At 63.7% G+C, this 15561-nt stretch carries 13 protein-coding genes; 4 read left to right on the top strand and 9 right to left on the bottom strand.

Annotation, left to right across the window (positions count from 1 at the left end; all coding sequences use genetic code 11):
- Positions 1-3: 3 nt before the first annotated feature.
- Positions 4-3507, bottom strand: coding sequence for a PAS domain-containing hybrid sensor histidine kinase/response regulator (locus RTP54_RS02535; RefSeq protein WP_312360710.1), 3504 nt, complete (start codon positions 3505-3507; stop codon positions 4-6).
- A 269-nt stretch (positions 3508-3776) separates the two neighbouring features.
- On the opposite strand from RTP54_RS02535, the gene mscL reads away from it, so the two are divergent.
- From mscL to galE, 3 genes are all read left to right on the top strand, one after another.
- Positions 3777-4205, top strand: coding sequence for a large conductance mechanosensitive channel protein MscL (gene mscL, locus RTP54_RS02540; RefSeq protein WP_112808966.1), 429 nt, complete (start codon positions 3777-3779; stop codon positions 4203-4205).
- Between the two features lie 244 nt (positions 4206-4449).
- Positions 4450-5616, top strand: coding sequence for a pyridoxal phosphate-dependent aminotransferase (locus tag RTP54_RS02545; RefSeq protein WP_312360713.1), 1167 nt, complete (start codon positions 4450-4452; stop codon positions 5614-5616).
- 183 nt (positions 5617-5799) lie between these two features.
- Entirely contained in the window at positions 5800-6822 is a 1023-nt protein-coding gene (galE, locus tag RTP54_RS02550) for a UDP-glucose 4-epimerase GalE (protein ID WP_312360716.1), read from the top strand.
- A gap of 9 nt (positions 6823-6831) precedes the next feature.
- On the opposite strand, the gene RTP54_RS02555 is transcribed toward galE, so the two are convergent.
- From RTP54_RS02555 to RTP54_RS02590, 8 genes are all read right to left on the bottom strand, one after another.
- Positions 6832-7149 (bottom strand): chorismate mutase family protein, encoded by a 318-nt coding sequence (locus tag RTP54_RS02555; protein WP_112808963.1) that lies wholly within the window; start codon positions 7147-7149, stop codon positions 6832-6834.
- Positions 7150-7559: 410 nt separating this feature from the next.
- Entirely contained in the window at positions 7560-8564 is a 1005-nt protein-coding gene (gene cydB / locus RTP54_RS02560; protein ID WP_312360721.1) for a cytochrome d ubiquinol oxidase subunit II, read from the bottom strand.
- On the bottom strand, positions 8554-9957 hold the full coding sequence (locus RTP54_RS02565; RefSeq protein ID WP_312360723.1) for a cytochrome ubiquinol oxidase subunit I: 1404 nt from the start codon (positions 9955-9957) through the stop codon (positions 8554-8556). Before RTP54_RS02565 ends, cydB begins: the two co-directional genes overlap by 11 nt.
- A gap of 325 nt (positions 9958-10282) precedes the next feature.
- Positions 10283-11452, bottom strand: coding sequence for a M20 aminoacylase family protein (locus tag RTP54_RS02570; protein WP_312360724.1), 1170 nt, complete (start codon positions 11450-11452; stop codon positions 10283-10285).
- A 1-nt stretch (position 11453) separates the two neighbouring features.
- The gene (locus tag RTP54_RS02575) at positions 11454-12278 is read right to left on the bottom strand and encodes an ABC transporter permease (protein ID WP_112808959.1); all 825 of its coding nucleotides are present in this window, start codon (positions 12276-12278) and stop codon (positions 11454-11456) included.
- Complete coding sequence (locus RTP54_RS02580) at positions 12275-13000, bottom strand: ABC transporter permease (protein ID WP_112808958.1); 726 nt, start codon at positions 12998-13000, stop codon at positions 12275-12277. Before RTP54_RS02580 ends, RTP54_RS02575 begins: the two co-directional genes overlap by 4 nt.
- A 59-nt stretch (positions 13001-13059) precedes the next feature.
- Entirely contained in the window at positions 13060-13842 is a 783-nt protein-coding gene (locus RTP54_RS02585; protein ID WP_112808957.1) for a transporter substrate-binding domain-containing protein, read from the bottom strand.
- A 37-nt stretch (positions 13843-13879) separates the two neighbouring features.
- On the bottom strand, positions 13880-14653 hold the full coding sequence (locus RTP54_RS02590) for an ABC transporter ATP-binding protein (protein WP_112808956.1): 774 nt from the start codon (positions 14651-14653) through the stop codon (positions 13880-13882).
- Between the two features lie 275 nt (positions 14654-14928).
- On the opposite strand from RTP54_RS02590, the gene RTP54_RS02595 reads away from it, so the two are divergent.
- Positions 14929-15552 (top strand): TetR family transcriptional regulator C-terminal domain-containing protein, encoded by a 624-nt coding sequence (locus tag RTP54_RS02595; protein WP_112808955.1) that lies wholly within the window; start codon positions 14929-14931, stop codon positions 15550-15552.
- The last annotated feature ends 9 nt before the right edge of the window (positions 15553-15561 follow it).

The raw sequence follows: 15561 nt of genomic DNA on the forward strand, positions 1-15561 counted from the left end.
CCGCTATTCCGCCGCCGCCTTCGCAGCCGTCGAAAGTTGCGTCAGCCATGCCCGCATGGCGGCGGGGCGCACCGGCTTGTTCTGCAGGCCGACGCCGTCGCGTTCGGCAGCGCCACGCACTTCCGGCGAGCGGTCGGCGGTCACCAGCAAGGCCGGGATGTTTTCGCTGAACAGCGCCCGGATGCGCGCGATCGCCTCGATGCCGGTGCCGTCGTCGAGGTGGTAATCGGCGATGATGGCGTGCGGACGCTCCTGCGCGGAGGATGACATCTCGGTGCAGGCGGCGAGCGATTCCGCCGTGGTGACGACGCAACCCCAGCCCGAAAGCAGCACCCGCATGCCTTCGATGATGCGCGGCTCATTGTCGATGCACAGCACGCGCAGGCCGTTCAGCGCCTCGCTGGCCTTGGTCGTCGGCACGGGGCCGACGGCGACCCGGTCTGCGGCGGTCGGATCGAGTGGCACGGTGACCTTGAAGCCGGTGCCCTTGCCGGGCTTTGACTGCAGGCTGACGGGATGGTTGAGCACGCGCGAGATCCGGTCGACGATGGAAAGCCCGAGGCCGAGGCCAGACGCGGTACGCGCGCCCTCGTCCAGCCGCGCGAATTCCTTAAAGACGGTGCGGAACTTCGACGAGGGGATGCCGATGCCGGAATCGAGCACCTCGATCGTCGCCATCTTGCCGCGCCGGCGCACGCCGACCAGAACCTTGCCCCGCAGCGTGTACTTGACCGCATTCGAGACGAGGTTCTGGACGACGCGCCTCAGCAGGTTGGGGTCCGTGCGCACCACCAGCGACGTCGGCATCACCACCAGTTCGAGGTCCTTTGCCCGCGCCATCGGTGCAAAATCGGTTTCGACGCGGCGCAGAAGGTCGTTGAGCGGCACGGACTGCAGCCGGGCCTTCATCGCGCCGGTGTCGAGCCGGGAAATATCGAGCACGGCGCCGAGAATGGCTTCGACCGATTCCAATGATGAATCGATGTTTTCGACCAGCGTGCTGTTGTCGGATTCGCCGAGCCGCTCGACCAGCGAGGACGAATAGAGGCGGGCGGCATTGAGAGGCTGCAGGATGTCGTGGCCGGCGGCGGCAAAGAACCGCGTCTTGCCGATATTGGCTTCTTCGGCGGCGGCCCGCGCCTCGGCCAGCTCGTGGTTCACCCGGGTCAGCTCGCCGGTGCGCTCGGCGACACGAAGCTCCAGCGTCTCGTTTGCCTGCTTCAGCGCCATGTCGGCGGCGACCCGCTGGGTGATGTCGGTATAGGTGGTGACGATGCCCTTGTCGGGCATGGCATTGGTGCGCACTTCGATGATCTGCTGGCCGTTGCCCAGTTCGAGCAGGAACGGCTTGTCGAGCGTCAGGAAATTGGCGATCAGCCGCTTCTCTTCTTCCTTGCGGATGTCGCCGCGCTTGGTGAGGATGGCGACGATGTCGGCGAGCGGAAAGCCGACCTGGCCGGCCGCCTCCGGCAGGTCGAGCAACTGCCGGAAGCGCCTGTTCCAGATGATCAGGTTGTTGGCATTGTCGAAGACGGCGATGCCCTGGTCCATCTGCGAAAGTGCTGTCTGCAGCATGTCCTGATTGTATTGCAGCGCTTCGCTCGCCTGGTCGAGCAGCCAGGCCGTATCCGACGAGGTGTCGTCGACCCGTTGCAGCACCAGCGAAAAGACGAGGCGGGCCGAGGACGAGCCGATGGCGCTGCCCAGCAGCTGTTCGGAAAAATGCACCAGCGCCATGTCGGCCGGCGCATTGTCGTCGAGCCAGCGCCCGGACTGGCGCTCATAGGTGTGGAAAGAGCGCTGCATGCGCTCGTCGCCCATGTAGCGCGCGATCGTCGCCTTGAGGTCGCGAACGGTGACCTTGGTCTTTCGGCCGCGAAACGCCCGCTCGGTGCGCGAGCGCCGGGTGATGAACACGCCCGCCTGGAACCGTTCCAGCGGCTTCGGCGCACGGGTCAGCGAGGCCAGCACATACATGGTCAGGTTGACGAGCAGGCTGAGCGCGGTGGCGTTGACCAGCGGATCGGCATTGGCGCCCGAAAAGGCGTCGGTGAAGGGCAGGAGGAAGCTTAGAACCGTCGTTGCGACATGCGAATTGTCGGGCCCGCCGAGACTTGGCAGGAACAGCAGATAGGCCCAGACGAAAAAGCCCGAGACCATGCCGCAGATCGCGCCGCGCGCATTGGCCTGCCGCCAGACCAGCCCGCCCAGCAGCGAAGGCGCCATCTGCGAGATCGCGACGAAGGAGAGAAGGCCGAGCGAGGCAAGGCCGGCGCTGATGTCGGCCGAGCGGTAATAGGCGTAGCCGAGCAGCAGCACGACGAAGATTGCCGTGCGGCGGATATTGAGAAGCGTGCCGGCGAGGTTATCCTGCATGCCGCCGCGCTGGCCAAGGTTGCGGCGCAGGAACACCGGCATGACGATATCGTTGGAGATCATGATGGACAGCGCCACGGAGGCGACGATGACCATGGCGGTGGCCGCCGAAAACCCGCCGATGAAGGTGATTAGCGTCAACAGTGGTAGCCCGTTGGCGAGCGGCAGCGTCAACAGATAGAGGTCGGCGTCGCCGGACCCCGAAAAGGTCAGGATGCCGGCAATCGCGATCGGCAGCACGAAGAGGTTGATGGCGACCAGATAGAGCGGAAACAGGATGCCGGCGGTGCGCAGCTCGCCTTCCGTGCGGTTCTCGACGACGGTAACGTGGAACTGCCGCGGCAGCATGATGATCGCAAAGGCCGACGTGACGATCAGCAGGATCCAGCGCGCGATCGGCGTTTCGTAGTGGAGCGCCTGTTCGACCGCCGGGCTCTGCTGGGCGAGCGTCCACAGATGCATCGGTCCGTCGAAGATCACGAAGACGATATAGAGACCGGCGGTGACGAGAGCCACCAGCTTGACCACCGATTCCATCGCGATCGCCAGGATCAGGCCGTCCTGGTGTTCGGTTGCGTCCGTGTGGCGGGTGCCGAAGACGATGGCGAAACAGGCGAGAAACAGCGTCACGAGAAGCGGCAGGTCGATGAAACTCTGCCCGGCGCCGATGCCGTAGTCGCTGGTGTTGATCATGGCGGCGACCGAACTGGAGATCGCCTTCAGCTGCAGCGCGATATAGGGCACGGCGCCGACCAGCGAAATCAGCGCGACGATGGCCGCCACCGCCGGGTTCTTGCCGTGTCGGGCGGCGATGAAGTCGGCCACGGATGTCAGCTTCTCGGTCTTGGCGAGCCGGATGATCTTGCGGATCAGCGGCATGCCGAGTGTGAACATCAGGATCGGGCCGATATAGATGCCGGTGAATTCGAGGCCGCGTTCGGCCGCAAGGCCGATGCCGCCGAAATAGGTCCAGGATGTGCAATAGATCGCAAGGCTGAGCGCATAGACCAGCGGCCTGCCTTTGACGGCAGTCGATTTCCTCCTGGCCCGCCGGTCGCCGTAGCTTGCGACCGCGAAGAGCAGCAGCAGATAGGCAAAGGCCGAGGCGAAGATGACCGAACCCGAGAGCATGCCTCATTCCTCCGGGGCCAAGCATAGGCCAACTGCGCGAGGTTGAGAATTGCCCTGGCATCAGTCTTAAGTCCAAGGCGCCATTGCACAATGCGCGCGCGGCGCCGGCGCCTGGAAGCGGGATCGCAATCGGGCAACTTGCTTGCGTGCGATTTGATCAAAGGCAAAGAAAGGTTTCCTCGCTCAGCGCTTTGGTTTAGATTTCGTAAACGGTTGCAGCGCGGGACAGCGCCGGCGGTCGCTTTCAACGGGGATATACGGAGAGACGCATGCTGAATGAGTTCAAAGAGTTTATTGCCCGCGGGAACGTCATGGATCTCGCGGTGGGTGTTATCATCGGCGCCGCTTTCAGCAAGATCGTCACCTCGGTCGTCGAAGACCTGGTGATGCCCATCGTCGGTGCGTTGACCGGCGGCGGCTTCGACTTCTCCAACTACTTCCTGCCGCTTTCGGCCAATGTGACGGCGACGTCCCTGGCGGCTGCCCGTGAACAGGGTGCGGTCTTTGCCTATGGCAACTTCATCACCGTCCTCATCAACTTCCTGATCCTCGCCTGGATCATCTTCCTGATGATCAAGGGCGTGAACCGCATTCGCGCGTCTGTCGAAAAGCAGAAGGAATCCGAACCGGCCGCGCCGCCGCCGGAAGACGTTCGCCTGCTTTCGGAAATTCGCGACCTCTTGAAGCAGCGCGCCTGATGTATCCTTTCAGCGGGTTCCGGCACGCGCCGGGGCCCGCGGAAACATCACAGAAATCAATTAACCGGTCAGATAAAGTCGTGTGATCGCCGCTGCGAAAGCGGCTAGAAGCGACGGGCAATCGGGAGCGGCTGCAAGCCAGGCCTGTGCGGCCTGCCCACCACATGCCGCTCCACCTCATGACAACGATCGCCGGTGCCTCGGGTCGATGCGACCCGAGGCACCGGGATCCAGGAGCCCGTCGATGACCTTCATGTCCACCATCAGTCCCCGTGCACGTTCGGCGCCGGAAAGCGGCATCGTCGAGGTCGTGAACTATGCCCGCGGGCGCGATGGTCTCATCCCGCTCTGGGTGGGTGAGGGCGATCTTGCAACGCCGACCTTCATCTCACAGGCCGCAAGCGAAGCACTTCTTGCCGGCGAGACCTTCTATACCTGGCAGCGCGGCATCCCGCCTTTGCGCGAGGCGCTGACACGTTACTATCAGCGCCGGTTCCAGAAAGACCTGTCGCCGGAGCACTTCTACGTCACCGGCTCGGGCATGCAGGCGATCAAGCTGGCGATCGAGGCGATCACCTCGCCGGGCGACGAGATGGTGCTTCTGACGCCGGCCTGGCCCAACTTTGCCGCTGCCGCCGAACTGTCGGGCGTCCGGCCCGTCTCGGTGCCGTTGCGCTTCGAACACGGCACGTGGCAGCTCGACCTCGATCGGCTGGAGGCCGCGGTCGGCCCGAAGACGAAGGCCCTGTTCATCAACACCCCGTCGAACCCGACCGGCTGGACGGCAAGCCGTGACGATCTCAGCGCCATTCTCGGGCTCGCACGCAAGCACGGCCTGTGGATCGTCGCCGACGAGATCTATGCACTCTATCATTATGCTGGCGGCCGGGCGCCGTCCTTCCTCGATGTGATGGACACCGACGAACGCGTCATCTTCGTCAACTCCTTCTCCAAGAACTGGTCGATGACCGGCTGGCGCGTCGGCTGGATCGTCGCGCCGCCAGCAATCGGCCAGGTGCTCGAAAACCTGGTGCAATATGCAACCTCAGGTGTGGCGCAGTTCATGCAGCGCGGCGCCGTCGTGGCGCTCGACGAAGGCGATGCGATCGTGGATGCCAACCTCGCCAAGGCGGCGCAGAGCCGGGACCTTCTGTGCGACGCGCTGATTGCCACCAACCGGGTCGAGACGCTGAAGCCCGAAGGCGCGATCTACACCTTCCTCAAGATCGACGGCGTCACGGATTCGCGGGCCGCGGCCATCGATATCGTCGACAAGACCGGCGTCGGCCTGGCGCCGGGAACCGCCTTCGGCGATGGCGGTTCGCTGTTCATGCGCGCCTGCTTCCTGCGCGATCCGGCGCAGGTCGCCGAAGCGGCAAGCCGCCTGCAGGGCTACATCCTCGGCCGCTGACCGGCCGCAATCCGGGTGTCCGGCGCGCGCCATCGGCGGCGCCGATCATCCGGCGTGACCATTTCTTAACTCTACACCAAGGAATTGTGGTCCCGCTGCCGTGCGGAGCCGTCGGCTTTACCGGTTTGGAAAGCATCGATGCGGTTTGCTGTCGCTGATATTGCAGGGAACGGGAAACACCAAATGGCCGTGTTGGTAACGGGCGGCGCCGGTTATATCGGCAGCCACATGACGTGGGCGTTGCTCGACGCGCATGAGGATGTGGTCGTGGTCGATCGGCTGTCCACCGGCTTTCGCTGGGCGGTGGCGCCCGAGGCGCGCTTCTATCGGGGCGATGTCGGCGATCAGACCCTGCTTGCGCGCATATTCGAAGAAAACGCGATCGATGCGATCGTGCATTTTGCCGGATCAGCGATCGTGCCCGAATCCGTTGCCCATCCGCTCGCCTACTACCATAACAATACCGCCAACACGTGCGCCTTGGTCGAGGCAGGCGTCAAGGCCGGCATCGGCCATTTCGTCTTTTCGTCGACGGCGGCCGTCTACGGTAGCCAGCATGGCGCAGATCCGGTGCGCGAGACCGCGCCTCCCCAGCCCGAGAGCCCCTATGGCCTGTCGAAGCTGATGGCTGAGCTGATGTTGCGCGATGCGGCAGCGGCCCATGCATTGCGCTATGTGGCGCTGCGCTATTTCAATGTTGCGGGTGCTGACCCCAAGGGGCGTGCGGGCCAGTCGACGGTCGGCGCGACGCATCTGATCAAGGTCGCCTGCGAGGCCGCACTCGGCAAGAGGTCGAAGATCGATATCTACGGCACCGACTATGCGACCCCGGATGGCACCGGCGTGCGCGACTACATCCATGTGGCTGATCTTATAGAGGCCCATATGCGCGCGCTTGCCTATCTCAGGGCCGGGGGCGACCCGTTGGTGTGCAATTGCGGCTATGGCGAGGGTTTTTCCGTCTTGCAGGTGATCGACACCGTCAGGCGTATCTCGGGCCGAGACATCGCTGTCGAGCACGGTGGGCGGCGACCGGGCGATGTCGCGCGCATCGTCGCCGATCCGACGCTTGCCCGTCGTGAGCTGGGCTGGATGCCAACCCATCAGAGCCTCGAAGAGATCGTCGAGACCGCCTTTGCCTGGGAACAGCATCTGGCGCGCAAGAACAGCTACGATCTGGCGCGCCCGCAGATCCGGCTCGTCTGAGCCTGCCGGTCAGGGCGTTTGATCGCCGCCCGTCTCGCCCAGGATCTTCTGCTCATGGGCGATGGCGTGGTTGATCAGCCGCGCCCAGATCTCCTCGTAAAAATCGGGATCGAGGTTCCGGCTTTCGGCATTCTTGCGGGCGTTTTTCCGCACTTCCATGACTCGCGCCGGAATATCGGCCTTCAACTTCAACGGCCGCTTGATCTCCGCCGCCCGGTCGATATAGCCCCAGCGCTCGGCGAAAAGCGCCATGAGCGCCTGGTCGAGCCGGTCGATCTCGGCGCGCACATCGGCCATGTCAGTGCATTCGGCGGGGGTCTTTCGCATCTGTCTCGTCCGGTTGTGGCAGGCAGGCCATGCGCGCCGACATGGTCGCGCAGTCCTATTGCGGCGCACTGCTAACAAACGGGGGGCGGTCTGAGAAGAGGCAACAGGGTCGCATGGCGGACGGCGACCCCAAATACCACCGGGGCGGTGCGGGTGGTCACCTCAGCAGGCGATCGCTTGGCGGGGGAGGAGGGTGCGGTCCTGTCTCCGTCCGCGGCGATCGCCTGCTGACGTGTTGAAGACGCTAACCCGCCAAGCTTGAGCGAGGCTTTTTGTCCTGTCATCCAGACCTTACAATCAGGTGCCGATCATCAGCTTGATCGCCAGCCCGACAACGGTGACGGCGGCCACGCCGGCGCACCATAGCCCGACAAACCACAAAAGCTTTCGCCCGGTTCCCGCTTCACTCTTCAATGGTAGCCCTCCTCGGGGTCGATCTTGCCGCGGAAGACCCAATAGGCATAGCCGGTATAGGCAAGGATGATCGGCACCAGAACCAGAGCGCCGGCCAGCAGGAACGATAGGCTGGCATCGGGTGCCGCCGCATCCCAGATCGTCAGCGATGGCGGCACGATATAGGGATAAAAGCTGATGCCGATGCCGGCATAGCCGAGCACGAACAGGCCGAGCGCGGCCAGGAACGGCTTGGTGTCATGGTGGGTTCTGATGCCCGTTATCAGCAAATAGAGGCAGCCGAGCACCAGGAGTGGCACGATGATGCTGAAGATCGCCGTCGGCAAGCCGAACCAGCGCTGAAGATATTGCGGCTCGAGAAACGGGGTCCACAGGCTGACGACGCCCATGGCGGCGACCGTGCCGAACGCGCATTTGAGGGCGAGGCTGCGGGCGCGATCGGCGAGGTCGCCATGGGTCTTCATGACGAGCCAGGTGGCGCCGAGCAGCGCATAGCCGACGACGACCGCGATGCCAGCCATGATCGAGAACGGCGTCAGCCAGTCCCACCAGCCGCCGGTATAGGCACGGTTCTCGACGGGGATGCCCTGGACCAGGGCCCCGAGCGTGATGCCCTGCGCGAAGGCGGCGAGCATAGACCCCCCGGCAAAGGCCCAGTTCCAGAGAAACTCGGCCCGCTTGGTCCGCCAGCGGTATTCGAAGGCGACGCCTCGAAAGATCAGGCCGATGACCATGGCGATGATGGGCGCATAGAGTGCCGGCAGGATGGTGGCATAGGCGAGCGGGAACACCGCCATCAGGCCGCCGCCGCCGAGCACCAGCCAGGTCTCGTTGCCGTCCCACACCGGGGCGACCGAGTTCATCATCACGTCGCGATCGTGTTTTTCACGAAAGAACGGGAAGAGGATGCCGACACCCAGGTCGAAGCCGTCGAGGATGACATAGGCGAGCACCGCAAACGCGATGATGCCGGCCCAGATCAGCGGCAGATCAATGTCCATGATGACCTCCATGGGGGTTGGCGATGGCGGCACCGGCGGTGCGGATCGGACCTTCGTCGAGATCGGGCGTCGGATCGCGCGGCAGTCGCGCCATCAGCCGCAGGATGTAGAAGGTGCCCGCGCCGAAAACGAAGAAGTAGACGATGATGAAGGCAAGCAGCGATGCGCCGACGGCGGGTGCCGCAATCGGTGCGACCGAATCTCTCGTCAGCAGGTGGCCGTAGACCGTGTAGGGCTGGCGGCCGACCTCGGTTGTGACCCAGCCGGCGAGCACGGCAACGAAGCCGGCCGGTCCCATCACGACGGCCGCGCGATGCAGCCAGGCATTGCTGTCGAGCGTACCGCGATACCGACACCACAGGCTCCAAAGCCCGATGCCGAGCATGGCGAAGCCGAGGCCGACCATGATGCGGAACGACCAGAAGACGATGCCGACGGGTGGATGCAGCTCTTCGGCAATGGTGTCGAGGCCGGCAAGCGGCGCGTTGAGGTCATGCTTGAGGATCAGGCTCGACAGTTTCGGGATCTCTATGGCGTAGTCGACGCGCTTTTCGGCAGAGTTCGGAATGCCGAAGAGGATGAGCGGCGCGCCGTCAGGATGGCTCTGGTAATGGCCTTCCATCGCCATCACCTTGGCCGGCTGGTGCTCCAGCGTGTTGAGACCGTGCATGTCGCCGGCAAAGATCTGGATCGGCGCGACGATCGCCGCCATCCACATTGCCATGGAGAACATCTTTCGCGCGCGGCGGGGTGCCGTCCGGCGGATGAGATGCCAGGCGCCGCAGGCACCGACGACGAAGGCCGTCGTCAGATAGGCGGCGAGCACCATATGCACCAGGCGATAGGGGAAGGACGGGTTGAAGACGATCGCCCACCAGTCGACCGGCACGAACTGTCCGACATCGTTGATTTCAAAGCCTTGCGGCGTCTGCATCCAGGAATTCGCCGACAGGATCCAGGTGGCCGAGATCAGCGTGCCGATCGCGACCATCACGGTTGCCAGAAAATGCAGCTTCGGTCCGACGCGGTTGAGGCCGAAGAGCATGACGCCGAGGAAGCCCGCCTCGAGGAAGAAGGCGGTGAGCACCTCGTAGCCCATCAGCGGCCCGATGATCGGCCCGGCCTTGTCGGAAAAGACGCTCCAGTTCGTGCCGAACTGATAGGACATGACGATGCCGGAGACGACGCCCATGCCGAAGGCGACGGCAAAGATCGTCTTCCAGAAATTGAAGAGTTCGAGATAGACCTCGTCCTTCTTCCACAGCCACAGCGCTTCGAGCACTGCAAGGTAGCTTGCAAGCCCGATCGAGAAGGCCGGGAAGATGATGTGGAACGAGACGGTGAAGGCGAACTGGATGCGGGCAAGTATCGTCGCATCGAAACTTTCAAACACGGCACAATCCTTTCAGACGTGCAGCGCCGCGGGTCGATTCTGACGCGCGGGTGCCGCTGCAGCTCTCTGGTCTGCTGCGCACGTTCAGCCCTGGATCATTGCGATCCCGGACCTTGCGCAGTGCCTTTCAGACCCGGCCAATCCTGTGGTTGTACCGGCGTTTCAGCATGTGCTTGAATCTGCGCCAAAATTGCCAAAGGTCAATGACAGGCTCGCCGCCACGTTGTCACACTGCGGCAATGTTGCGCTTGCGGCAAAAGGGAGCGGGCGCGCCGGGCAACGCCGCCGCGGGAAAACTGGACGCATCTTGTCCCGGAGTGCGTACTCAGCGCGTGGGCAGATACGCCTCCGCAAGCTCGGTCCAGAAAGTGGCGCCGATCGGCAGCAGGTCGTCGTTGAAATTGTAGGCGGGATGATGAAGCGGCTTTTCCTCGCCGGATACTTTCGAACCGAGGAAGAAATAGGTGCCTGGCCGCTCCTGCAGCATATAGGCGAAATCCTCGCTGCCCATGAACGGTCGCTCGAGATCGACCACCTTGTCTGCACCGGCAAAGCGGATGGCGAGATCGCGGACGAAATCCGTTTCCGCCTTGTGGTTGATGGTCGCGTCATAGCTGCGCAGATAGTCGACCGTCGCGCGCATGCCGAAGCTTAGCGCCTGCGCTTCGGCGATCATGCGGATGCGGCGTTCCAGTTCGTCGCGCACACCGGGGTCGAAGGAACGGATGCCGACGACGATTTCGGCGCGCTCCGGGATGATGTTGCTGGCCGATCCGGCATGGAAGGCGCCGACGGTGACGACGGAAGGATCCATCGGGTGAATGTTGCGCGAGACAATCGACTGCAGCGCCATGATGATCGCGGCGCCGCAGACGATGGGATCGGCGGTGTCCTGCGGCTCGGCGCCATGGCCGCCACGCCCGTGCACGGTGATGCGCGCCTCGTCGACCGCCGCCATGATCGGCCCTTCGCGCAGCGCGAACTGGCCGAAAGGCAGGCCCGGCTCGTTGTGAAGTGCAAAGACGGCGTCACAGGGGAATTTCTCAAACAGCCCTTCGTCCATCATGATCTTGGCGCCGCCGAAATTCTCCTCGGCCGGCTGGAAGATCAGGTGGATGGTGCCGTCGAAATTGCGGCGTTCGGCAAGCGCGCGCGCCGCGCCGAGCAGCATCGTGGTATGACCGTCATGGCCGCAGGCATGCATCAGTCCCGATGTCTTGCTCGCATAGTCGAGCCCAGTCTCCTCCAGGATCGGCAGCGCATCGATGTCGGCGCGGATACCGATCGAGCGCGATCCGCTGCCGTTGCGCAGGGTGCCGACCACGCCGGTCTTTGCAAGGCCCGTCGTTACCTCGTAGCCGAGTTCGGCCAGGTGCCGGGCAATGAAGGCCGAGGTGCGAGTTTCCTCCAGTCCGAGCTCGGGATGAGCATGCAGGTCGCGACGGATGGCGATCAGCTCCGGCATGGCGTTGTCGATAGAGGAGGAAAGCTTCATGTCAGGCACCACGGGTTGGAATGCGGTTTTCGAATGTGCGGAAGGCCACCACCAATATGCCGGTGAGGCACATGTAGATGAGCGCCAGCAGCAGCAGCGGCTCGTAGGTCAGGAAGGTTTCCTGCCGCACCTTGGAGATGACGGCATAGACGTCGACGACGGTGATCGTCGCCACCAGCGGCGTCGATTTCAGCTGCAGCACCGTCTCGCCGTTGAGCGTCGGCAGGGCGCGGTGAATGGCGCGGGGCAGCCAGATGCGGCGAAACATGGTCCAGCGGCTCATGCCGTAGGCTTTCGCCGCCTCCAGCTCGCCGGCGGGAACGCCGGCAAAGGCGCCGCGCATCACTTCGCCTTCATAGGCCGCAAACGAGATCGTCAGTGCCGCGACGCCATAGGGCCAGGCCTCGCGCAGATAGGGCCAGAGGAAGGATTGGCGGATGGCGGGAAACTGCGGAAACAGCGAGCCGAGCCCGTAATAGAGCAGCCAAAGCTGCAACAGCAGGGGCGTGCCGCGGATGACGGTGCAGAAGACCTTTGCCGGCAGCTTGAGGAACCAGGGGCCGGCCACCTGCGCGAGCCCGATCGGCACGGCAAGCAGGAAGCCGAGGATCGATGTGCTGAACAGCATCACCAGGCTGATGAGGATGCCCCAGCCGAGCCGCGGCAGGTAGCGCGGCAGCCAGTCCCAGCGCATGAAGACGGCGACGCAGACGACGAAGGCGGCAAAGACCAGCATCATCACGATGCGATGTGGCTGGAAGAAGCTGCGCGCGGTCGGCAGGTCCTCGGGCGTAAAGGCGACGGCGTGGGTGGTTTGATCCGTCATCGCTGCTCCGCGAAACCGCGCCTGGCATGCCGTTCCAGCATGCCGATGAAGATGTTGGAGACGAGCGTCAGTGCCAGATAGAGCGCGCCGGCCGCCAGGAAGAACAGGAGATAGGCCTTGGTCGTGCCCGCCGCCTGGCGGGTAACGAGCGTCAGCTCGCTGAAGCCGACGACGGCCAGAAGGGCGGTGTCCTTGGTGGCGATCAGCCAGAGATTGGAAAGCCCGGGGATGGCGTAGGGCAGCATCGCCGGCAGGGTGATGCGCCGCAGCACCTTCAAGGGCGACATGCCGTAGGCGCGCGCCGCCTCGATCTGGCCAGCCGGAACCGCCTTGATCGCGCCGCGCAACACCTCTGTCGAATAGGCGCCTTGCACCACGCCGATGACGAAGATGCCGGCCATCAGGCCACTGATATCGACGGGGCCGACGCTGAAGAGTGCCAGCAACTGGTTCAGCAGGTCGGTGCCGGCATAGTAGAGCAGAAGGATGAGCACCAGCTCGGGCACGGCCCTGACGACCGTGGTGTAACATTCGAGCAGGTCACGCAGGATCGGGCCGCCGTAAAGCTTGCCGAACGCGCCGCCGACGCCGAGCGTCAGGCCGAGCGCAAAACCGCCGATGGCGATCTGGATCGAGTTGACGAAGCCCTGCAGCAGCACGCCGCCCCAACCGGGCGCGGACAGTGCAAGCAGGCTCCAATTGACGATAGAATCCGATGCCATGCGTCTTCGACCTCCGAGGGCACCGGCCGGCAGCCTGAAGGCCGCCGGCCGTCTGCGCCTTAATCGCCGTAGATGTCGAAGTCGAAGTACTTCTTCGAGAACGTGTCATAGGTGCCGTTGTCGCGGATCGCCTTGATCGCGGCATTGAGCTTGTCCTTGAGCTCGGTCTCGCCCTTGCGCAGGCCGACGCCGACGCCCGGACCGATGACGGCGACGTCTTCGGCGACGTCACCCTTGTAGTCGCAGCATTCCTTGCCCTGGTCGGTGGCAAGGAAGGCCTTGAGAGCGATCGCGTCCGCCTGGACCGCGTCTACGCGTCCGGCGGCCAGATCGTTGTTGGCCTCGTCCTGCGTCTGGTATTCCTTGACCTCGATGCCGGCCGAGGCGAAATGCTTGGCGGCATAGGCCTGGTGCACGGTCGAGACCTGGACGCCGATCGTCTTGCCGGCAAGACCTTCCGGTGTCGGCTTGAAGTCGACTCCCTTGGTGCCGATGACGCCGGTCGGCGTGTTGTAGTACTTGTCCGAAAAATCGATCGTCTTCAGCCGCTCGTCGGTGATCGACATCGAGCTCATGATCATGTCGATCTTCTTGGATGTCAGCGCCGGGATGATGCCGTCCCAGGCGACCGGCGTCAGCACGCATTCGAGCTTTGCTTCGGCACAGACGGCGTTCATGAGTTCGACTTCCCAGCCTTCCCACTTGCCGCTGGCATCCGGCGCGGTGAAGGGCGGGTAAGGTTCGGCGGCGACGCCGACCTTCAGGGCTTCCGCCGAAGCGGCAATGCCGCCGCTGACGGCAATGGCGGCCGCGACCGCCAGGACTTTCAATGTCTTCTTCATGCTGTTCCCCTTTTTTGGTTGTTGAGCATTGCTGAATTCAGTGAATGGAGCTGATGAACTTCTTGAGCCTTTCGGATCTGGGTGCGCCGAAGATGGCCTCAGGCGGGCCTTGCTCCTCGATGATGCCGTTGTGCAGGAAGACGATGTGGTTGGCGACGTCGCGCGCGAACTTCATCTCGTGGGTGACGAGGATCATGGTGCGCTTCTCGCGGGCGAGGTCGCCGATCACCGAAAGCACTTCGCCGACGAGTTCGGGATCGAGCGCCGACGTAGGCTCGTCGAAGAGCATGACCAGAGGCTGGATCGCCAGCGCGCGGGCAATCGCGGCACGCTGCTGCTGGCCGCCGGACAGGAAGGCGGGGTAGGCATCGCGCTTCTCGTAGAGCCCGACCCGCTTGAGCAGGATTTCGGCCGTCGCGATCGCCTCGGCCTTCGCTTTGCCGAGCACATGGATCGGGGCCTCGATGACGTTTTCGAGAATGGTCATGTGCTGCCAGAGATTGAAGCTCTGGAAGACCATGCCGAGTTGGCTGCGCAGGCGCTGGACCTGCTTTCGGTCTTCCGGGACGAGGCCGCCGCGGCCGTCCGGCTTCATCCGGATCTTTTCGCCATGCACGCTGACCGTGCCGGCCGACGGCAGTTCCAGCATGTTGATACAGCGCAGGAAGGTGGATTTGCCGGAGCCGCTGCCGCCGATGATGGCGATGACGTCGCCCTGCTTCGCAGTGAGCGAAACTCCCTTCAGCACTTCCAATGGCCCGAAACGCTTGTGCAGGTCAGTGACCGCGATTGCCTGGGCCGCATCCGTCATCGGCGCGCCGCTCCCATGGCTCCAAGAGCTTTTTGTGAAGGCATGAAACAGTTCCCCTGTCGTCTTTCCGCGCAGCATCTTTGGCTTGTCACGGTGTTTGTTGGTAGGCATGGTTGCACTTGTGTCGCTATTGTTCAAGCGTATAATAATATGCGTCGTCGTTTTTTTATCGCCCACCGCGTGCCCGATTTTCCCTGAAGGAGCCCCCTCATGCATTCCCGCCGCTCGAAGGATATGACGAACGCGTTCGCCAGCCGCCGCGCGCGGATGGCGGCATGAACCGCCGCACGTTTCACCGGGCCCCCGAGGGAGAACGCCGCCAGGAGCTGATCGAAGCGACGCTCGACTGCATCGCCGAGTTTGGGCTGAAGGGCGCGACGGTGCGTCAGATCGCCATCCGCGCCGGCGTTACGGCCGGCCTCGTGCGGCATTATTTCGAATCGAAGGACCAGATGGTCGCTGAGGCCTACCGGGCGGTGATTGCGTCGCTTACCGACAAGGCGGCCCATGTCGAAGGCGATCCGGAAACGCGACTGAGGGACTTCATCGCCATCAACCTGACCGAGCCGGTCGCCGACAGCCGCAGCATCTCGCTCTGGGCAGCCTTCATCAGCCAGGTCCGCGTCGACCCCATTCTCGCCGAAATCCACCGCGACGGTTACCTCACCTTCCGCAACACGCTGCAGGATCTGCTGGCCGATTTCCTGGCGGTGAAGAACAAACCGGCCGATGCCGAAACCTGCCGCGCCTATGCGATTGCGATCAACGGCCTCGTCGACGGCCTGTGGATCGAAGGCTGTCTGGCGGGAGACCTGTTTCGCGAAGGCGAACTGGTCGCCATCGCCATGGCCTCGGTCGAAGCGCTGCTCGGCGCGTCGATCGGCAACGACAAACAATGAAAACGGGAG

Origin of the sequence: Ensifer sp. (assembly GCF_031989085.1) — a bacterium.
GTDB lineage: Bacteria > Pseudomonadota > Alphaproteobacteria > Rhizobiales > Rhizobiaceae > Ensifer.